At 55.3% G+C, this 20,683-nt stretch carries 14 protein-coding genes; 7 read left to right on the forward strand and 7 right to left on the reverse strand.

Annotated elements, in window-relative coordinates:
- Positions 1-199: 199 nt before the first annotated feature.
- Positions 200-2,782 (reverse strand): ABC transporter permease, encoded by a 2,583-nt coding sequence (locus PXG97_RS01280; protein ID WP_338088588.1) that lies wholly within the window; start codon positions 2,780-2,782, stop codon positions 200-202.
- 89 nt (positions 2,783-2,871) lie between these two features.
- Positions 2,872-3,570, reverse strand: coding sequence for an ABC transporter ATP-binding protein (locus tag PXG97_RS01285; RefSeq protein ID WP_276495899.1), 699 nt, complete (start codon positions 3,568-3,570; stop codon positions 2,872-2,874).
- A 122-nt stretch (positions 3,571-3,692) separates the two neighbouring features.
- Here PXG97_RS01285 and PXG97_RS01290 point away from each other — a divergent pair, with 122 nt between their 5' ends.
- On the forward strand, positions 3,693-4,427 hold the full coding sequence (locus tag PXG97_RS01290; RefSeq protein ID WP_276495900.1) for an arylesterase: 735 nt from the start codon (positions 3,693-3,695) through the stop codon (positions 4,425-4,427).
- Between the two features lie 166 nt (positions 4,428-4,593).
- Here PXG97_RS01290 and PXG97_RS01295 read toward each other — a convergent pair whose 3' ends face one another.
- The 3 genes from PXG97_RS01295 to PXG97_RS01305 form a co-directional block, all read right to left on the reverse strand.
- Complete coding sequence (locus tag PXG97_RS01295; protein ID WP_276495901.1) at positions 4,594-5,769, reverse strand: efflux RND transporter periplasmic adaptor subunit; 1,176 nt, start codon at positions 5,767-5,769, stop codon at positions 4,594-4,596.
- 1 nt (position 5,770) lies between these two features.
- Positions 5,771-10,156: a CusA/CzcA family heavy metal efflux RND transporter gene (locus tag PXG97_RS01300; protein ID WP_276495902.1), complete on the reverse strand. Its 4,386-nt coding sequence runs from the start codon at positions 10,154-10,156 to the stop codon at positions 5,771-5,773.
- A gap of 140 nt (positions 10,157-10,296) precedes the next feature.
- Positions 10,297-10,620: a hypothetical protein gene (locus PXG97_RS01305; protein WP_276495903.1), complete on the reverse strand. Its 324-nt coding sequence runs from the start codon at positions 10,618-10,620 to the stop codon at positions 10,297-10,299.
- Positions 10,621-10,879: 259 nt separating this feature from the next.
- Here PXG97_RS01305 and PXG97_RS01310 point away from each other — a divergent pair, with 259 nt between their 5' ends.
- The 3 genes from PXG97_RS01310 to PXG97_RS01320 are packed head-to-tail and all read left to right on the forward strand — an operon-like array spanning position 10,880 to position 13,481.
- Positions 10,880-11,413: an RNA polymerase sigma factor gene (locus tag PXG97_RS01310; protein ID WP_276495904.1), complete on the forward strand. Its 534-nt coding sequence runs from the start codon at positions 10,880-10,882 to the stop codon at positions 11,411-11,413.
- Between the two features lie 15 nt (positions 11,414-11,428).
- Positions 11,429-12,337 (forward strand): hypothetical protein, encoded by a 909-nt coding sequence (locus tag PXG97_RS01315; protein WP_276495905.1) that lies wholly within the window; start codon positions 11,429-11,431, stop codon positions 12,335-12,337.
- Between the two features lie 10 nt (positions 12,338-12,347).
- Entirely contained in the window at positions 12,348-13,481 is a 1,134-nt protein-coding gene (locus PXG97_RS01320; protein WP_276495906.1) for a porin family protein, read from the forward strand.
- Between the two features lie 65 nt (positions 13,482-13,546).
- Here the strand turns inward: PXG97_RS01320 and PXG97_RS01325 are convergent, their stop codons facing one another.
- On the reverse strand, positions 13,547-14,293 hold the full coding sequence (locus PXG97_RS01325) for a TrmH family RNA methyltransferase (RefSeq protein ID WP_276495907.1): 747 nt from the start codon (positions 14,291-14,293) through the stop codon (positions 13,547-13,549).
- Between the two features lie 14 nt (positions 14,294-14,307).
- Here PXG97_RS01325 and tamL point away from each other — a divergent pair, with 14 nt between their 5' ends.
- Complete coding sequence (gene tamL / locus PXG97_RS01330; RefSeq protein ID WP_276495908.1) at positions 14,308-16,749, forward strand: translocation and assembly module lipoprotein TamL; 2,442 nt, start codon at positions 14,308-14,310, stop codon at positions 16,747-16,749.
- 155 nt (positions 16,750-16,904) lie between these two features.
- Here the strand turns inward: tamL and PXG97_RS01335 are convergent, their stop codons facing one another.
- Positions 16,905-18,983, reverse strand: a complete 2,079-nt coding sequence (locus tag PXG97_RS01335) for an alpha-ketoacid dehydrogenase subunit alpha/beta (protein ID WP_276495909.1) — start codon at positions 18,981-18,983, stop codon at positions 16,905-16,907.
- 215 nt (positions 18,984-19,198) lie between these two features.
- On the opposite strand from PXG97_RS01335, the gene hemF reads away from it, so the two are divergent.
- The gene (gene hemF, locus PXG97_RS01340; protein ID WP_276495910.1) at positions 19,199-20,101 is read left to right on the forward strand and encodes an oxygen-dependent coproporphyrinogen oxidase; all 903 of its coding nucleotides are present in this window, start codon (positions 19,199-19,201) and stop codon (positions 20,099-20,101) included.
- The gene (locus PXG97_RS01345; protein ID WP_276495912.1) at positions 20,101-20,676 is read left to right on the forward strand and encodes a phosphatase PAP2 family protein; all 576 of its coding nucleotides are present in this window, start codon (positions 20,101-20,103) and stop codon (positions 20,674-20,676) included. The genes hemF and PXG97_RS01345 overlap by 1 nt, the downstream gene beginning before the upstream one ends.
- Positions 20,677-20,683 lie beyond the last annotated feature (7 nt).

Below are 20,683 nucleotides of genomic sequence, written 5' to 3' on the forward strand. Positions count from 1 at the left end.
TTAGTACCAAAACCAGCCATAATATGTTATGTCGGCGGCGAGAAATAAAAGACACCAGACTACGAGCAAATAAGAGAGTCTTTGTATCCCACCGGCTGGAGCGCCTTCAGGTTGTGTGAATACGCACCTGTCATTTTTCCTCTGCCGCAGGGAGAGCCACCCCTGCGTCACTTTTTGCCTGGCTGTTCTCTAGGGCATGTCAGGCAGCTTCACGTCTCAAGACCTCCAACGGCGGACGGCTGAGAATGCTGCGGCTGTTGAGCATGCCGATGAAGACCGTGAGTGCCGTGATGCCTATAAAGACCGGCACAAGCGGCCACAGATCCGGCACAAAGGCCACTTCAAAGCTAAATACTGCCAGTGCCCAACTGGCCGCTACGGCTAATATCGCGCCTGTACCGGCGGCCAATGCGCCCAGTAGCAGGTACTCGAAGGCATTGATGCCTAAAATCTGTTTGCGGCTGGCCCCCAGGGTCCTGAGCAGCACGCTCTCCTGCACCCGCTGGTATTTGCTATTGTTGATGGAGCCGATCAGGACAAGCAAGCCTGTGCTGATGCTGAACAGGGCCATGAACCGGATCACGAAGGAAATCTTACTTAAGATATCATCCAGCGTCTCCAGGATGAGCCCCAGGTCAATGGCTGAGACATTGGGGAACTGCCGTACCAGTGTTTGTTGGAACTGTGCCGCCTGCTCGTCGGTTTGGGTGCGGGTCATGAGCACATGAAACTGCGGCGCCTCCTCCAGCACCCCCTTCGGGAACAGGATCAGGAAGTTGGTCTGCACGCGGTTCCACTCAATTTCACGCAGGTGCGAAATGATGGTGGGGATGCGTGCCCCCTGCACATTGAACACCAGCGTATCCCCAAGCCCTGCTTTCAATCGTTCGGCATAACGCTCTTCTACAGAGATAGGTATAAGCTCCTCATTCTCCGAAACCTCACCTTGCCAGGTGCCGTCTACAGTTTTCTCTGAGCTGATGAGTGTATCGCGGTACGTAACACGGAACTCTCTGGTAAAGGCCCTCTCAGAGATGCCCAAGGTAGTGTCTGCCCGTACATCTGTTGCGGTCAGGCCATTTACCTCTTCCAGGCGCATCGTGACCACCGGCACCAACTGCAAAATGGGCAGCCCCTCCCGTTTGGTGAGCGAGGCTACCTCTTCTTTCTGCGCGTTCTGTATATCAAACAGCACCATATTGGGCTGATTCTCGCTAGCGGCAAAGGCTACCTCGCTCAAGAGCATGCGCTGCATCAGGAAAAGCGTGGCTATGAGGGCAGTGCCCAGCCCAATAGAGACGGTGAGCAGCAGCGTCTGGTTGTTGGGGCGGTACAGGTTTGCCAGGCTCTGGCGCCATACATACCCCCAGTGCACCGGAAAGAAGCGCTTCACGAGCCACATCATCAGCCTGGCAATCAAAGCCAGCACCACAAAGCCCACCAGCACGCCTCCCGTAAAGGCAAGTGCCCGTAGCCAGGTGCCCAACTGAAAGTAGGAGAACAGGAAAATGAAGGCGACGATCAGGAAGTATACGACCCAGCGCAGCCTGTCCGGCTGTTTGGAAACATGCTCTATGCCCGCTCTTAGGGTAATGAGCGGCGATATGTTACGAATAGTAAGCAGCGGCAGCAGCACAAACAGCACCGCCACGATTACACCGATGGCAATGCCTTGCAGTACAGCGTACCAAGATATAGCCACGGTAACCTCCACAGGCAGGAAGGACTTGAATAGCTCCGGTAAGTATAACTGTATCAGGCTGCCAAGCACAGCGCCTAGCACAGAGCCGATCAGCCCCATAGCAATAACCTGGAACAGGTAGATAAGGAATGCTTGCCGGCCGCTAACGCCCAGACAGCGCAGCACACCAATAGTGGCTAGTTTTTCGCGTATGTAAACATGTACGGCGCTGGCCACGCCCACGCAACCCAGCAGCAGGGCCACAAAGCCCACCAAAGCCAAAAAGCTAGCTAGCTCCTCGTAGGATTTGCCGGTGCTTTCCTTGCGGCTCTCAATCGTGTCATACCCGAAACCGGCTTCGTCCAGCCTTTTCTCCAGCCGCTTTACCAGTTTATCTGCGTCGGTGCTCTCGGACAGTTTATAGTAGTGGTAATAGCTTACGCGGCTGCCTCTCTGCACCAGCCCCGTCTCCTCCAGGTACTGGCGCGGGATGTACACGGCAGGCGCGATGGTGGCCGTCATGGCAGTCTGGCCCGGAATTTTATGCAATGCGCCGGCAATCTCAAAAGTCAGGTTGCCCACCTGAATCGAGTCGCCGGGCTTGGAGTCGTACTGTAGCAGCAGCGTATGGTCTACCAGCGCTTTGCGGCCTCCCTCGCGGAAGGTATGGCTGGCTTGCCTCGGCTCCGTTTCTATGGTGCCGTAGTAAGGGAAGCCGCCTTGCTCCAGTGCCCGCACCTGCACCAGGCGGGTGCCGCCGGAGGCTTTGAACTGCACCATCGACACAAAGCGCACCTCATCAGACCGGTCGCCGCCAATGGCAATGGAATCCAGCAGCTGTTGCTGGTCCTTTTCAATCTCTTTGTTTGCTGCTATCACCAGGTCCGCCCCTATCAGCGATTTGGCCTGGTTGTCGATATCGGCACGCAGGTTATCTGCAAAGGAGTTAATTGCCACGAGCGCGGCGATGCCCAGCACGATAGACGAGATAAAGAGCGCCAGCCTCCCCCTGTTGCGCCGGCTGTCGCGCCAGGCCATTTTCAGGAGCCAGCGCACGTTCAGCGGCCTTTGGCCAGGTATAAAATCAGTATGTTCAGACACGATTTTTAAATTTTGAATGGGTGAAGGAGTGACTTGTGAATACGGAATAGCCGCAGCCCCTTATTCAGTAGCTACACTACTTACTGGCCTTAGTCTTTCGTCAACAAGGCTGTGGTTTGATCTGATACCACCGTGCCGCCCTTGATGCGGATGATGCGGTCGGTTTTGGCAGCCAGCTCCAGGTCGTGGGTCACCAGAACGAGCGTCGTGCCTGCCTCCTTGTTCAGGTCGAAGAGCAGCTTCTCCACGCGCTCGCCCGTCTCCTCGTCCAGGTTACCTGTGGGCTCATCTGCAAAAAGGATGGCAGGCTTGTTAGAGAAGGCCCTGGCCAGCGACACCCGTTGCTGCTCCCCTCCCGACAGCTGCGTGGGATAATGGTCGGCGCGGTCGGCCAGGCCCACGCGGGCCAGCAGGTCTACAGCCTGTTGCTTTACGTTCCGTTCCCCGCGCAGCTCCATGGGCACCATCACGTTCTCGAGCGCCGTCAGGGTTGGAATCAGCTGGAAGTTCTGGAAAATAAAGCCCACATATTGGTTGCGCACCTGCGCCCGCTCATCTTCCGACAAGTTGTCTAAGGGAATGCCATTGAGCACCACCGAGCCGGCGCTGGCCCTGTCGAGGCCGGCGCAGAGGCCAAGCAGGGTGGTTTTGCCGCTACCCGACGGGCCCACTATGGAGCAGACATCCCCGGCCTCTAAGGAAAAATTTATACCTTGCAGCACCGTCAGGTGTCGGTCGCCGCTGTCGTAGGTCTTCTTCAGGTCTTTTATTTCTAGTATGGTTGGCACTTCGGTATGAATGGTTTTTATGGTTGAAGTATGGAGAGAGCCGTCATCTCCGAACAAAATAACTCCTTAGTGGCGTTATAGGTTTAGCTAAAGGCAAGTATAAATTTAGGAAAAAATAAACGATGACGATAAAGAATCAGATTTTAACCCTGGGCCTGGCTGCCGTTACCGCCCTGTACGGCTGCGGAGATGCGCAGACAAGCGACAGAATGGAGGCAGGGCAGCAGTCGCAAGCTTCCGGCACTTCCGGTACAAAACCAGCCGCAGAGGCTGAAGTACAAACAATCCTGTTTTTTGGCAACAGCCTTACCGCCGGCTATGGGCTGGACGACCCCAACCAGGCTTTCCCGGCGCTTATCCAGCAGCGCATTGACTCGCTGGGCCTGCCTTACGAAGCCATAAACGCGGGGCTTAGTGGGGAGACAACGGCAGGGGGCAAAAGCCGCATCGATTGGCTGCTGAAAAAGCAGCAGGTAGACGTGTTTGTGCTGGAACTAGGCGCCAACGACGGCCTGCGAGGCATCTCTACTGAGGAAACGTATGCCAATCTAAAAGCCATCATCCAGAAAGTGCGCGCCAGCAACCCTAAGGTAGAGATCGTGTTAACCGGGATGCAGATGCCGCCAAGCATGGGGCAGCAGTATGCCCAGGATTTCCGAGAGGTATTCACGCGTGTGGCGGAGGAAGAGAAAGTGGCGCTGGTGCCCTTCCTGCTTGAAGGCGTGGGCGGCGTAGCGGACCTGAACCAGAAAGACGGCATTCACCCAACGGAGGAAGGCCAGAAGATACTGGCGGAAAATGTGTGGCAGGTGCTGGGCCCTATCCTGCAGGAGCAGGAAGCAGGGGCAGAAGTATAAAAATGCGGATGCCTGAAAAAAACAGAAAATTTTAGCCCCTTTGTAACCTTCTTTTTCCAGTCCCGTTATTAAGTATGGCTAAAAGTTGAAAATTTGATTTTCATAAACACGAAACGGCTCCTCAAGATTGGGGAGCCGTTTCTGCGTTTATAAGGTCTGTAGTTGCTTATTCTTCCGCTACCTCAGCCTTCATTTTCTCCGACAGGATAAACGAGGCCCCTTTCAGAACAATCTGCGCACCCTGTGGCAGTTCCTCCTCTAGCCTCACCTCCGTGTAGCCGTCTTCCGTTACCCCTGTTTCTACCGGTATCATCTTGAAGGAAGTAGCGTTAAGCTGCTGAAATACATAATTTTTGCTCTTGTACAGCACAATGGCTTCTTCCGGCACTGCAGGGGTGGTATGCCGGCCCGTCAGAATAAAGCCGTTGATGTACATACCGGGCAACAAGCCTTTGCTGTGGTTGTTTTTGATCTCGGCGTGTACCGGCACTACGCGCGTATCGCCTTCAAACGCTTTTCCAATGGCAAACACTTCTGCTTCTACCTCCTCTCCGGATACGTTCGGCAAAGAGAATACAACTTTTTGCCCTTTCTCCAACTTCGGGTAGTCCCGCTCGAATACATTTAAGTCCAGGTGCAGGTGGCTGTCATCAACAATTTGTAGCACAGGCTGGTTTGGCTCAGCAAAAGTACCCAGGTTAATGCCGATGGACTGCACGAAGCCGGTGATGGGCGCCCTCAGGTTAAGGGTGCGGGTAACCCGGCCGCTTTCCACGCTTTTGGGGGAAATACCCAAGGTCTGGAGCTGTTCCCGGAGTGAGTTTCGCTTCGCCTCCAGCACCTGTACGTCGGCTGTGGCCTGCTGGTAACGCTTCAGCGCCCCTACCTGCTCATCGGCCAGCATCTTTTGCCGCTCATATTCCTGGCGCGCCATGCTCAGCTGGCTAGTGGCAGATAGGTAGGCCTCCTGCAACGCCAGCAGGTCCGGGTTCTCTATGGTGGCCAGCACCTTCCCCTTCTGCACATAGTCGCCCTCTATCACGCTGATGCTGCGCACCATGCCCCCCACCAGCGGACTGACGCTGGCCATGCCTTGCGGCGGCAGTGAGAGCTGCCCCTTGGCCGGCACTCTGGTAGACAATGTGCGCTCCTGCAGCGGCCCCACCTCTATCTGGCTTACCTCCTGCATCTGCTTAGGAAACGCTACCACATCTGAGGCTGCAGCGCCAGCAGTGGGTTCTGGCGCCGCTTCCGTGGTGGCTTCAGCAGGATCTTTCTGCTCTGAGCAGCCTGCTGTAAAAAGTATGGCGGCAAGGGCTGCCGGTAGGATATATCGTTTCATGTTATTCTTCTCCGGTTAAAAACTGTAAGTTGATGATGCTCTGGTTATAATACAGCAGGGCGTTGAGGTACTGCAGGCGCAGGTTGTATGCTTGGTCCAGGGCCTGCACAAACTCCACGTAGTCCACTTCGCCCAGCCTAAAGCTAAGACCTGCCGCCTTCTCTAACTGCTCCGCCTGCTGCAGCGCTCCCTGCTCGTAGTACTGTAGCTGCTCTGCCTGCTTCTGCAGTTCCTGCAAAGCGTTCTGAAGGTCGGCCTCAAGCATCTTTTCGCGCGCCTCTGCCTGCTTTTGTACTGCCTGCTCGTTCAGCCGTGCCGCGTTGATCCTGGATTTCTGAGCTCCGAACCAGAGCGGCACAGCAATGCCGGCCTCCACTCCCGTAAAACGGTCGGAGTTGCCATAAACCCGTGACGGATCCCGCGCCGGGCTCTCGCCGATGAAGGTCTGGTTAAAGTAGCCGATGCTAAAGTTAGGCAGCAGGCGCGCGCTCTCTAACTTAGTTTGCTGCCTGGCCACCTGCACCTCATTCTGCAGTAGCTGCAGCCATACTTGTGCGGTGGTCGTGTCGGTAAGTACAGCAGAAGTATACTTTTGCGGCGCGGACGCGGTGAAGCGCACCGCCCCCGCAGGGGCATGCAACAGCTGGCGCAGGCGCGTCTCGGCAATCGCAGCATCAGCGTTGGCTTGAGCCAACTCGGCTTTGATGCTTAAGCGTTTTGCCTCGGCGGTGGCGCGCTCCAGCGCACCTGTCTCACCTGCTTTCTCCCGCACACGGGCAGCATGCTCAAACCTGGCGTAGAGCGAGTCTTGCAAAAGTATGAATTGCTTCCTGGCCTGCAGGTGCTGCCACTGCTCAAAGGCCAGTTTTACATCGCGCAGCACCTGGCGCTCGGTCAGTCGCTGCCTGATTTCCGCCTGCGTGGCCTGCGCATCCGCCAATCGTGCCTGCCGGCCATACACAGTTGGAAAGGCAAACTCTTGGGTAACAGTGATCTCTTCATCTGTCTCAACGGTGCTAATTTGCCCGCGCCTGTAGTTCAGGTTTGTTTTGGGCAGGTCAAAAGCAGCCCCTTTCAACGCTCTCTGGCTTTCGGTTTCCAGCTGGGCTGCCTGGAGGGTGGGATTGTTTTCGCGGGCGTACTGCAGGGCTCCCTGCAGGTCCAGGGGCTGAGGGCCTTCCTGTGCCTGCGCCGCAATACTGCTGCCAAAGTATAAACCTATGCTTAACAGCAGCGCCACAACAGAATGCACCGCCACAGGCTTGCTTTTCCGTTCCTCCCTCGACGTCACCAGGTAATACAGCACGGGTAGCACGACCAGTGTCAGCAGTGTGGAGGTGATCAAACCGCCAATAACCACAGTTGCCAGCGGTTTCTGCACCTCCGCTCCCGCTGAGCTGGAAAGCGCCATAGGCAGGAAGCCTAGTGCGGCCACAGAGGCCGTCATCAGCACGGGGCGCAGGCGAACCGTAGTGCCTTCTATCACCCGCTCATACACATCATGCCAGCCATCCTTTTTGAGCTGATTAAAATAGCCGATGAGAACGATACCGTTCAAGACGGCCACGCCGAACAAAGCAATAAAGCCCACACCGGCCGATATGCTGAAGGGCATGTCGCGCAGCCACAGGGCAAAAATGCCCCCAATGGCCGCCAGCGGGATTGCCGTAAAGATGAGCAGGCCCTGCTTCAGGGAGCGGAAAGTAAAGTACAGGAGCACCAGGATGAGCAGCAGGGCGGCCGGTACGGCCACCTGCAGGCGCTGCTTGGCATTAATCAGATTCTCGAACTGGCCTCCGTAGGTGATATAGTAGCCCGGCGGCAGCTTTAGCTCCTGCTCCAGCTTCTGCTTCACTTCCTCCACGATCGACTCTACGTCGCGGTCGCGCACATTAAAGCCTACCACTATGCGGCGGCGTCCCTCCTCGCGGGAAATCTGCATCGGTCCGTCCTCAAACCGGATGTCAGCTACCTGTTGTAAAGGCACTTGGCCACCGCTCGGTAGCGGGACAAACAAGTCTTCTATGTCATTCAGGTTGCTACGGTAGTCCTGCTGCAGGCGCACCACCAGGTCGAAGCGGCGGTCGCCTTCGTATACAGCTCCGGCTGTCTCTCCGGCAAAGGCTGTGCGCAACACGCGGTTCACGTCCTGCACGTGCAGGCCATACTGCGCCAGCTGTGCCCGCTTGTACTCCACCACGATCTGCGGCAGGCCTGTTACCTCCTCCACAAACAAGTCCTGTGCCCCGCGCACCGGTCGTATAAGGCGTTCCGCCTCGCCAGCCAGCTCGCTTAGTTCGTTCAGGTCCTCTCCATAGATCTTCACGGCCACGTCCTGGCGGGCACCAGTAATGAGTTCGTTGAAGCGCAGCTGAATTGGTTGCTGAAAGCCATAGTTCACCCCTGGCAGCACCTGCAGCGCCGAATCCATTTTGGCGGCCAGCTCTTCGCGGGTGCTGGCGCTGGTCCACTCTTCGCGGTCCTTCAGCAGGATCATCACGTCGGCAGCCTCTATCGGCATCGGGTCTGTAGGGATTTCGGCGGTGCCGATCTTGCCTATCACCTCTTTTACCTCGGGGAAGTTCTTCTGCAGAATCTCACTGGCTTTAAGCGTAGTTTGAATCGTTTGTTCAAGTGATGCTCCAGGTACCAATCGCAGGTCCATGGCAAAGTCACCTTCATCCAGCTGAGGTATAAATTCGCCTCCCATTCTGCTGAAGACCACCAGGCTGATCGCCAGCAAGCCCACAGCCAGACCTAGTATAAGCGCCTTGCTGCGCAGCGCAAAACGGATGACAGGCTGGTACAGGTGCATGAGCTTATCCATTATCCGGTCGGAGATGTTGCGCTTGTGCTTTGTTTTCTTGCTCAGCAACAGCGTGGAGACCATAGGCACGTAGGTGAGTGAGAGAATCAGCGCCCCGAGTATGGCAAAACTCACTGTCTGCGCCATCGGTTTGAACATTTTGCCCTCGATGCCCACCAGTGCCAGGATCGGGAGGTACACGATCAGGATGATGATCATGCCGAAGGCAGCAGAGTTCATGATCTTGGAGGCAGCGCTCTCCACCTCCAGGTCCATCTCTTTTTGGCTTAGCTTGCGGAGCGGCAGGTTGGCGTTTTTGGCAGCGATAAAGTGCAGCACCGACTCCACAATGATCACGGAGCCATCCACGATGAGGCCGAAGTCAATGGCCCCCAAGCTCATCAGGTTGCCCGAAACGCCGAAGAGGTTCATCATGATGATGGCAAAGAGCATGGAAAGCGGGATAACGGAGGCCACCACCAGGCCGGCGCGGAAATTGCCCAGCAGCAGCACCAGTACAAACACCACGATCAGGCCACCTTCTATCAGGTTTTTCTCCACAGTGCTCACGGCCCTGTCCACCAGCTCGCTGCGGTCCAGGTAAGCTTCTATGACCAGGCCTTCGGGCAACGACGCCTGTATGGCTGCGATGCGCTGCTTCACCTCGTCAATCACCTGCGAGGAGTTGGCATCTTTGTACATCAGCACGATGCCGCCCACCACTTCGCCTTCGTTGTTGCGGGTTAAGGCGCCGTACCGCACCGGATGGCCATACTTTACCTCCGCCACATCGCTCACCAGCACCGGCACGCCGTTGCGGTTGTTGATCACGATCTGCTTTATATCCTCTAGCTCGCTCACCATACCGAGGCCACGAATGAAGAAGGCGCTGTTGTTCTTCTCGATATAGGCAGCCCCGGTGTTCTCGTTGCTGGAGCTGATGGCTTCCAGCACGTCTGGTACCGTAAGGTTGAGGCTGCGGAGGCGGTCTGGGTTCAGGGCCACCTCATACTCTTTTAGGAAGCCGCCGAAGCTGCTCACGTCGGCCACGCCTGGGGTGCCCAGCAGTTGCCGGCGCACGATCCAGTCCTGCACGGTGCGCAGTTCCATGGCAGAGTAGTCTTTGGGGCTGTTTTCCTTTTCATGGATGGTGTACTGGTAGATCTCGCCGAGGCCGGTGCTGACAGGGGCCATCTCCGGCGTCCCCACCCCCGGCGGGATTTCCTCGACAGCCATGTCCAGCCGCTCCTTGATGAGCTGGCGGGCCAGGTAAATGTCCACGCCGTCCTCAAAAACGACCGTGATCACAGAAAGGCCAAAGCGCGACACCGAGCGCATCTCAATGGCGTCAGGCACGTTGGCAAGGGCAATTTCAATAGGCGTGGTGATAAAGCGCTCCACCTCCTGCGCGGCGAGCGTGGGCGAAGAGGTTACCACCTGTACCTGGTTGTTGGTGATGTCGGGCACGGCGTCGACGGGTAGCCTGGTAAGGTTGTACACCCCCACCACTACCAAGGCCAGCACCATCAGCCCCACCACCAACTTGTTGTGTATGGAGAAACTAATAATCTTCTGAAACATGATATGCAGTTTAATTCTAATGTAATGCTGATCCGGCATAGGGTATAGCCGCCGCTCAGCTTGTGGCGGAGACTATTGGAAAACAAAGTATAGACCTGCCATGCGGCGGGTTATACTAGCACCGGGAAGAAGAAAAGAGATTAAACTACCTGCCGGGGTGGGTGCCAAAGCACAAAGGCGATATGCTTCTCCTGCTCTTCGCGTAGCTGCATAGGCTTTGCCTGCGGCTCTACAAAGAACCGGAACACCAACTGCGTGAACTCCTGGGTTACCGTAAGGGTGGCACAGCAAACACAGGCGCAGAAAATGGGGCAGGAATCCTCGTGAAAAGGGCTTTCGCCAGTTGTGTTAACCGGGTCTACCACAAGCTGCGCATGCTCGTGCCCGTCCAGCACCATATCGGTGCAGGGCTGCCAGGCATTCCAGAGCATAAAAAGCGACAGAAGCAGTGTGGTAATCCTCATGGCGGACAAAAATAAGGCAGCCGCACCATAAATCCATACTTGCGCCTTATTAAGAATTGATCTTAAATAGATCCTGGATATTTTTATAGTTGATGTTCAGTTGTTTATAGTGGAGAGGTTGGGGGTCACAAAAAAAAGATGAAAATTTATACCTCCTCAGGCAACCACACCACCGGTACCTTGCATCTAAGGGGTAATGAGCAACAAATGCTCCTCATTGAAAACGGAAGACGACCTATAGCATAAACTTTTACCAAGCGTGACAGAAGCAGAACTGATAGCAGGATGCCAGAAGGCAGACGGGAAGGCGCAGAAGCTCCTGTATGAGCGCTTTGCCGCCCAGATGTACGGCGTTTGCCTGCGCTACCTAAAAAACCAGATGGACGCGGAGGAGGCTTTGCTGAACGGCTTCATGAAGATTTATCAGCACGTGGACCGCTTTGAGGGGAAAGGCAGCTTTGAAGGATGGGTCCGTCGGATCATGGTAAACGAGGCGCTTGCCTTTCTGCGCAAGAAAGAGCCGCTGCACCTGGCCATAGAAGACAGCTACATACAGCTAGCCACACCAGCGGGCGCTGACCACGACATGGCCGAGGGCGAGCTGCTGGAGCTGCTGAGAACGTTGCCCGCCGGTTACAGGGCGGTTTTTAACCTGTACGCCATAGAAGGATACTCACACAAGGAAATAGCCGATATGCTCGGGATAACCGAGGGCACCTCAAAGTCGCAGTTGAGCAAGGCACGAGCCATGCTGCAGCGCAGGCTGGAGGGACAGGAAGCTATAGCCGGTTAAGTAAGGAGGATAAAGATGAAACCAGAAGAAATAGACAAGTTATTTAAGGAGCGGTTGGGAAACACCTCCCCTACGCCTCCAGGTGACCTTTGGAGTCGCCTGCAGGAACGCATGGAGGCGGACCAGGAGAAACCCCTTATGGTGCTCACGCCGGAGGCCGAGCAGAAGAATGAGGGCAAGCAACGCTTCATGTGGATCTATTCCTCGGTAGCGGCCACCTTGTCGCTGCTGCTGGCGGTGGGAGTGGTGTTTTATAACATCCAGACTGGCACGCCGGAGATCAGCGAGACCATCACCAAGTATGACATCACGCTACCAGAGGGCAGGCCTGCCGCGGAGCCTATACTTATCCCAGCGCCGGAGGCAAGCACTCCGGAAAGTATGGTGGCGCAGCAGGAACCTGTTGAAGAGGTGTTACCGCAAACAGAAAAAAAACTTGCCCCCCAGGCAACCGAGGAAGCAACCTCCGCATCTACCATTACAAAGGCGCCAATCAAACAAAGTGCCATAGCCAAGGCAACACCTAAAGCTGCACCGCAGCAACCCAAGGCTAAGGCGCTTCTAAAAGAGGCAACTAAGGCAGATGCGCAGACGGCCATCGCAGCCAACATCCTTCCAGCAACTCCTGCCACAGAGGTGGCACCGGCAAAGGAATCTGCAGGCTTTGCCAACGCCAACCTCAATGCTGAGCCAGTGGAGATCATCATCAAGCGCGCTGTTGACTCTCAAACTGCCATGGCAGAGCCGTCTGCGGCACCAACCAATGGCGGCAAGAAAGCACTGGCCAAGAACATCTTCAAGCAGGTGCGCAACCTGGCCGCCGGCGAAGGTGTGGAGTTGGAAGAACTAGGCATCCGCGCCGATCGGGTTGCCCTGGAAACGCAGATCGGCAAACAGAAACTCTCTAAAGTGATCAACCTCTAAACCCAAAGACATGAAACGGATTCTACTACTTGCAATGGCCATTGTCATGGCCGCCGCTACCGGTGTGTCTGCCAAAGGCGGTACCACCCTTAAAGACAGGCTTCACACAGCAGACCAGGACACCATTGTGGTGAAAATGGCGAACGGCGCCACCATGATCCTGCACCTGGAAAACATACAGCAACTGCAGGCTTTCCAGAACTACAGCCTCGACTCCCTGATGCGCGAACTGACTAAGTATGTGGAGCGGGTAGACCAAATGGAAAACTCCAATCAGGAGTCGAAGGAGATGACCGTGACCTTTAACCGCGCAGCAACCGGCAACGCCCAAAACGAGCAGGTGACCGTTACCGTGCAGCAGGAAGACCCACAGACCGGCGAGGTGAGAAAGGAAACCCATGAGGTGGTGATCAACAAGAACTTTAAAATAAAGGTGGATGTGGAGGAAGACGGCGGAAACACCCGGGTGAACGTGGATATGCCTAGCAAGCACGAACGCGACAGCACCCGCCAGGAGCACCACGTTGAAACGTACAAGGCCACCCGCACCGGTTTTGACCTGGACCTTGGCTTTAACACCTTCACAGAGCAAGGGGGCGATGTTGCCGACCTTCGACCATGGGGATCCCGCTACGTGAGCCTTAACTTCCGCCTGAAGTCGCAGATCGGTGGCCAGAAGAGCCCTTTCCACCTGGTGTCCGGCCTGGAGTTCGCCTTCAATAACTACATGTTCGAAGATAACGTTGTGGTGCAGGACATCGATAACGTGACCTATTTCACCATCGATCAGGAGCGGGACTATGAAAAGTCAAAACTGACGCACTCTTCCGTTAACCTGCCCCTTATGGCAACGCTGGAGTTCAAGCGCGACAACGGCAAAGATGGCTTAAAGATTGGCGCCGGCCCGTTCGTAGGCTACCGCTTGGGCGGCCACACCAAGCTTAAGTACAGAGAGGACGGCAAAACCGAGAAAGACAAGACCCGCGACAGTTATAACCTGAACGATTTGCAGTACGGGTTGGAGGGCGTGATCGGATACGGCGGTGTGGATCTGTTCGCCAAGTATAACATGAACGATCTGTTTAAAGACAACCGTGGCCCGCAGACAAACGTGGTAAGCTTTGGCTTCCGCCTGCTCTACTAAAGTATAAAACGTGTTTGTATTAAGGTGAGAAAGAAAGAGGAGCTGTAAAGGCTCCTCTTTTGCTTTTAGCCGTTACGCCTGAAATTATCGATGATGATAGCCGTCGCCGTGGCCACGTTGAGCGACTCAGCCCCCCCGAAGGCCGGAATTTTAATGAGCTGGTTCACCTGCTGCGCCACTTCCGGGCGGATGCCGTTGGCCTCGTTGCCCAGCACCACGATGCCCTCAGGCTTTAACTGCAGGCGGTGCAGGTTCTCTCCGTGAAGTGCCGCGCCATAGATGTTATACTTGCCTGTGTGCTGCCGCAGCCACAGGGGCAGGTCCAGGTAGTGCACCTGGATGCGCGTAAAGGAGCCCATGGTCGAGGAGATTACCTTAGGGTTGTAGAAGTCGGCGCAGCTCTCGGAGCAGACCACGTGCTGGATACCGTACCAATCGGCAATGCGGATGATGGTGCCCAGGTTGCCAGGGTCGCGGATGTCGTCGAGGGCTATGACCAGGTCCGTTGGGTGGATTTGCAGCGGCGGCAACAGCTTCATACGGGCCACAGCCAGCGCGGCGTTGTTGCTGGAGAAGGTGCCGGCTTTGATGAGTTCGTCTTCTTTCACCACCTCATACTTTAAACCTTTGGCAAGTATGGCGGTATGTTCTCGCAGGAAGTCCTCTGTGACAAAAAGGTGCTGCAGCTGAAAGTCGGACCGTAACAATTCAAGCACACTTTTGGCGCCCTCCACCACAAAGGCTTGGTGTTGGTTGCGGTATTTTTTTACTTGCAACGATTTAATATACTTTACAACTGCTTTCGACAACATAGCTGGTTACACGTTTGAGATCACGATTATACATAGCCGCCCTGAGTTTTGCAATGTTGGGCCTGCCTGCCTGCATTCCGACAAAGAACCTGGGTGAGAACGAGAAGCTGCTTGTAAGTATGGAGCCAAAGGGGCTGGAAACTGTGGATGCAGCTGCCATTCAGGGTCTTTACCAGCAGCAGCCCAACCGTATGGTGCTCGGCTCCACCCCTTACCTGGTGCTTTACAACTTCGGCAAAAAGTTTTACGATCCGCAAAATATTCGGGCCCGCATAGCCAAGCAGGAGAACCGGATGGCGGTGAAAATAGAGGAAGCGGGCACGGACTCTGTGAAGATCAACAAACTGCGCGAGAAGTATAACAACCGCGTGGAGCGCCTGGAGAAAAAACTGCAGGAAGGCAATTTCTTGATGCAGTTGGGGGAGCCGCCAGCCATTTTCGACTCCCTGCGCATGCAGGAGACGATGGACCAGATCGGCATTTACCTGAACTCCAAAGGCTATTTTAACTACCGCGCCAACTACTCCTCGGAGGTCAGGAAGGAGAAGCTGCTCTACATTGATATCAATATCGACGAGAACAAGCCATACCGCTACTCCGAGCTGAGCTATGACATCAAAGACCCGCGAATTCTGGAAATCGTGCAGCGCACCCAGGACCGCTCGCTGCTAAGGCTGGGAGAGCGTTATGATGAGGAGCAGCTGACGCAGGAGCGCGACCGCCTGTATGATGTGCTCAAAAACCGCGGCTACTATGACTTTGCGCGTGCCTACATAGAATTTGAGGTGGATACGAGCTGGGCGCAGAACTCTGCACGCGTGAAAACGGTAATCGAGAGCCCGGAACAGGATTCCACGCATAAGGTGTATACTATAAAGGATGTGTACTTCAAGTCTGATGCGGATCGCTTCGGTATCCCCAGGGATACGATGGGGTACAATGGTGTGAAGTATGTGGCCTACGACCACAAGTATAACCCCGTCATCCTGGATAAAAAGCTGGATATTTACCCGGGCCAGCGGTACAGCCAATTCCGCACGCTCACCACACAGCGCAAACTCGCGGACCTGGACGCCTTCCAGTTCAACAACGTGTTCTATAACAAGGTGGAGACTCCTACCGACTCCACCTATGAGTTGATTGCCTTGGTGAATGCCCTGCCGGCCAAGAAATTTCAGGAAACAGCTGAGCTGGGAATGAACTTCACCGAGAAAAGGCCGGGCCCTTTCTCCAGCCTCACACTCCGTGTGCGAAATGTGTTTGGCGGCGCAGAGAACCTCGATTTTGGGGTTCGGGGCGGCATTGAGTACCAGGCGAGCATCTCTGATCCGGATCAGGCGGTCATGATCAAGGAATTTGGCCTTAATGCCTCGCTTTCCTTCCCGGTCATACTGTTGCCCTTCACTAAAAAGAACCTGCTCTCTGACTTCAGCCCACGTACCCGTTTCTACACCGGCTACAACAGCGAAAACCGGCAGGAGTATGTGCGCTCTACCTACGAACTGGGCCTGGACTACATTTGGCAGCGCGCCCGTAACCCGCTGCAGCCACCCGTGTTGCAGTTTATACTTTCGCCGGTGAACTTTAACATCGTGCAGGGCGATATCAAGGACCTGGAGTTCAGGAGCAGGCTGGAAAACAACACCTCCGGCAGCCGCTCTTTGCTGGGAAGCTTTGACGACGGCATCATTTCTTTTGTCGGGTTGAGCCTCATCTACAACACCAACGATTTTACGCAGACCCGCAACGCCCACTTTTTCCGGACATTGACAGAGGTAGGTGGCCTGACGAAAGAGCTGGGGCTAGACCTGAACGTGAACAACCTGCGCACGTACCAGTACGCCCGCATAAACCCGGACTACCGCCGCTACATTCCTTTGGGCGGCCAGCGCTACTTTGTGTACCGTGTGAACGCGGGAGTGGCCTCTCCTATCCTGAGTGGCAACACACTACCCTACGATAAATTCTTTTTTGCCGGTGGCGCCTCCAGCGTGCGGGCGTGGCAGTCACGCCGCCTCGGCCTGGGTTCTTATGCAGCTTTAAGGGTGACGGAGGATGAAGAGGGTAACGTCAAGATTGAGCGTGATTACAACATGGAGCAGCCCGGCGAGGTCTTGCTGGAGGCTAACGTAGAGTACCGCTTTAACATGTTCAGCTTTATCAACGGAGCTTTCTTTGTGGATGCAGGCAACGTGTGGCTGCTGGAGCCGAACGCCGCCCGGCCGGGGGCTGATTTCCAGTTCAACCGCTTTTACAAGGAAGTGGCTGTAGGTACCGGCTTCGGCCTGCGTTTCGACCTGTCGGTGCTTATTCTGCGCTTTGACTTCGCCACAAAAGTGTATGACCCAGCTAAGTGGAAGGAAGACCGCTTTGTGCTGCCAAGGTTCAACGTGACGGATTTCTTCACCCGTAACAACCAAAGCACCCTGCAAATCGGTATCGGTTACCCCTTCTAGATCAAGGTTTACTTGCTGCTTAGTGAGTTAACTTGCATCTAGGTAGCATTATATGGTCTTGCAGAAAGAGCTAATTAGTCACGCTACAAGTATAAAGCAAGACGCCCTGCCAGTAGTGGCAGGGCGTCTTGCTTTATACTTGGTTGATTTATTTATTAGTAATTGAGCAGCTCTTCCATTTTAGCAGCTACCTTCTCAGGGTTTGGCAGCATCATCTTCTCCAGCTCCACATTCAGCGGAATGGCAGGCAGGTTGGCGGCACCTAAAGTATAAACCGGGGCATCCAGCTTCTGGAAACAATCTTTAGACAATCGCCCGGCCAAGGATTCCGCGAAGGAGTTCATCAGCGGCTCCTCCGTCAGCACCAGAGCTTTGCCGTGGCGCTCCACAGAGGCTTTAACAGTGTCATAATCCAGCGGGTTAAGCGTGCGCAGGTCCACGATCTCTATACTTCCAGGAAACTGCTTAGAGGCGGTCTTGGCCCAGTATACCCCCATGCCGTAGGTGATCACTGTCATGCTGTTGCCCATGCGCACCTGTTCCTCGTCTGCTTTTTGAACAATGTTAGCCTTGCCCAGCGGTAGAATATAGTTTTCATCCGGCTCCACGGTCTTGGCATCCTCGGTGCCGGCCACTTTTGACCAATACAGGCCCTTGTGCTCCAGCATCACCACCGGGTTGGGGTCCAGGAACGCTGCCTTCATCAGGCCTTTCATATCAGCGGCATTGCTCGGGAACACCACTTTGATGCCGCGTATGTTCAGCAGCGTGGACTCTATACTTCCGGAGTGGTACGGTCCGCCGCCGCCGTAAGCGCCAATCGGCACCCGAATAACAGATTGAACGGGGAATTTGCCATTGCTCAGGTAGCAGCTCTTCGACAGTTCCTCCACCAGTTGATTGATGCCGGGCCAGATATAGTCGGCGAACTGAATCTCCACGATTGCTTTCGCCCCAACAGCCGACATGCCTGCTGTTGAGCCAACTATGTACGCCTCCTGGATTGGTGTATTGAACACGCGGGCGTCGCCATATTTCTTAGCCAACAATGCGGCCTCACGGAACACGCCCCCCAGCTCTCCCCCTACATCCTGTCCGTAGAACAGGGCCTCGGGGTAGGTTTTCAGGATATCATCCACCGCATGCAGGGCCGCATCCACCATGATCGCCTTGTCTGCGCCTGCCGGGCTTCGCTCGCCTTTTTCCTCGGTTACAGGTGTGGGGGCAAATTCATGCGTGTCAAAGGTGCTTGGGTCGGGGTTGGGGGCATTCAGGGCCCGCTCGTAATCGGCGGCAACGGTGCTAATGGCCTCCTGCTCCAGCAGCTTCACCTCGTCTACTTCCAGGCCTGCGTTCAAAAGTAACTCACGTAGTTTCGGAATCGGGTCGTCCACGCTGTGCTGCTGCAGGTTATCGCCCCTATACCACTCCCGGCGCACCCCGGAAGTATGGTGGCCCAACAGCGGCACCTTGGCGTGCACCAGTATCGGGCGGCGCACTTTACGGGCATACTCTATCGCCACGCGCATCCCCTCGTAGGATTCCTCAAAATCAGAGCCGTTAACGCGCAGGCGCTCCATGCCTTTGAAGCCGGCAGCATACTCAAAAGCATCCATGGCGCGCATTTCCTTGCCCGTGGCTGAGATCCCCCAGTCGTTGTCCTGCACCAGGTAAATGATCGGCAGCCCTTTGAGCACCGCCATCTGGAAAGCCTCGGCCACCTCGCCCTCGGTTACAGAGCCGTCTCCCAGCGAGCACAGCACTATGGGCTTTTCCTCGCCCTTCAGCAGCCCCTGCCCTTCCAGGTACGCCACGCCGTGTGCCATACCGGTGGCCGGAATGGCCTGCATGCCGGTGGCCGAGCTTTGGTGCGGAATCGTCGGGAAGCCATCCCGCCTCAGCGACGGGTGCCCGTAATAGGTGCGGCCCCCGGAGAAGGGGTCATCGGCCTTGGCCATGAGCTGCAGCATGAGCTCGTAAGGCTGCAGGCCCATGCCCAACAACATAGAGTCGTCGCGGTAATAGAGCGAGGCGTAATCGAAGGGCTTTAGCTGCAGGGCGGCTGCCAGTTGTATGGCTTCGTGGCCGCGTGAGGTGCTGTGCACATACTTACTGCAAATCGCCTTGTTATCTTCGTAGGTATCTGCCATGGTCTTGGCAGTAATCATCAGTCGGTAAGCCTTTTTCAGTAATTCCAGATCGAGTTTAGTGGCTTCCAGGGTTTCTCGTGACATAGGTAGCGTTAAGGTTTGCCCGAATTTACAAATTTTCGGCTTTTAAGTAAAGTGTGATTTTGGCTCGGTAGAGCGACAAGAATTAGGTACTTTTGCGGTACCTTGACAAAAGACTTCTTGACGAAGCACATAAGACATTTGTTAGACAAACGATGTTCTGAATCTGTTGTTGGATAATCCTTTGTCTAAGTTATCTACCTAATTGCTGCGAAAATATGTTCAGAGAAAAAGTTGAGGCGTTTATGCGCCAGTTTCAGTCAGACCTGTGCCAAGCCCTGGAAACCTGCGACGGCGGCGCCACTTTCACCTCGGATGTGTGGGCGCACGAGAGCGGCGGAGGCGGTGTTTCCCGCGTGATAGAGGGAGGTAACGTGCTGGAAAAGGGCGGTGTAAACTTTTCTGCTGTTTCGGGAGAGCTTTCCCCGCAGTTTCTGAAGGCCTTGCAGATGCCTGATCCCGCTTACTTTGCCACAGGCGTGTCGGTGGTGATGCACCCGCACTCCCCCATGGTGCCTATCTCCCATATGAACGTGCGTTACTTTGAGGCGGGCAACGGGCAGGCCTGGTTCGGCGGCGGCATCGACATGACCCCGATTTTTGTGGATGTACAGCAGGCGCGGGAGTTCCATGAGCAGATGAAGGCTATTTGCGACAAGCACCACCCCAGTTATTACCCGGAGTTCAAGAAGTGGGCCGACGACTACTTTTATAACGAGCACCGCGACGAGACACGCGGCGTGGGCGGCATCTTCTTCGACAGGCTGATGGCCACAGGAGAGATAAGTATGGAAGAGCGCTTCGCCTTTGTGCGCGATGTAGCCTATGCCTTTATCCCTTTCTATACTTCTATCATCAACCAAAACCGCGACCTGCCCTATGGCGAGCGTGAGAAGAAGTGGCAGCTCATCCGCCGGGGGCGCTATGTGGAATTTAACCTGGTGTACGACCGCGGCACCAAGTTCGGCCTGTTTACCAAAGGCAGAATCGAGTCTATTTTGATGAGCCTGCCGACACACGCCTCCTGGGTCTACAACTTTCAGCCGGAGCCGGGCAGCCCGGAAGAGCAGACGCTCCGCTATCTCAAGAAAGACATTAACTGGATCAACGAGGGCAAGTAATGGTAGAGGCGCTGGAGCAGCTGGATAAAGAAGTCTTTGTCTACCTGAACAACATGCACAGCCCGTTCTGGGACGTGATTATGGTGTTTGTGTCGGAGAAGCTGGTGTGGATACCCTTTTACCTGGGTCTGATCGGGTACCTGGTGTGGCGCTACCGCCGTCAAAGCATTCCCATGCTGCTGATGGTGATCATCGCCATTGGGCTAGCCGACTTTATTGCCTCCGGTCTCATGAAGCCGTACTTCATGCGCCTGCGCCCCTGCCACGACCCCACGCTTGCAGAGGTCATCAACATTGTAGAAGGCTGCGGCGGCAAGTATGGGTTCATTTCCTCACATGCGGCCAACACCTTTGCGCTGGCGGTTTTCTTCAACCTTATCCTCTCCGACCGCTACCTAATTTTTAAGGTGGTGCTGGTAGCCTGGGCGGTGGTGGTAACCTACAGCCGTATTTACCTGGGCGTGCACTTTCCGGCGGATGTTATTCTTGGGGCCCTGTTAGGCTCTGTGCTGGCTTTTCTGGCCTCGTTGGCGTACAGCAAGCTCCTGCAGCGCTACAGCTATTTCCGGCCCTAAACCTTTG

The organism is Pontibacter litorisediminis, from assembly GCF_029360645.1.
Taxonomy (GTDB): Bacteria; Bacteroidota; Bacteroidia; order Cytophagales; family Hymenobacteraceae; genus Pontibacter; species Pontibacter litorisediminis.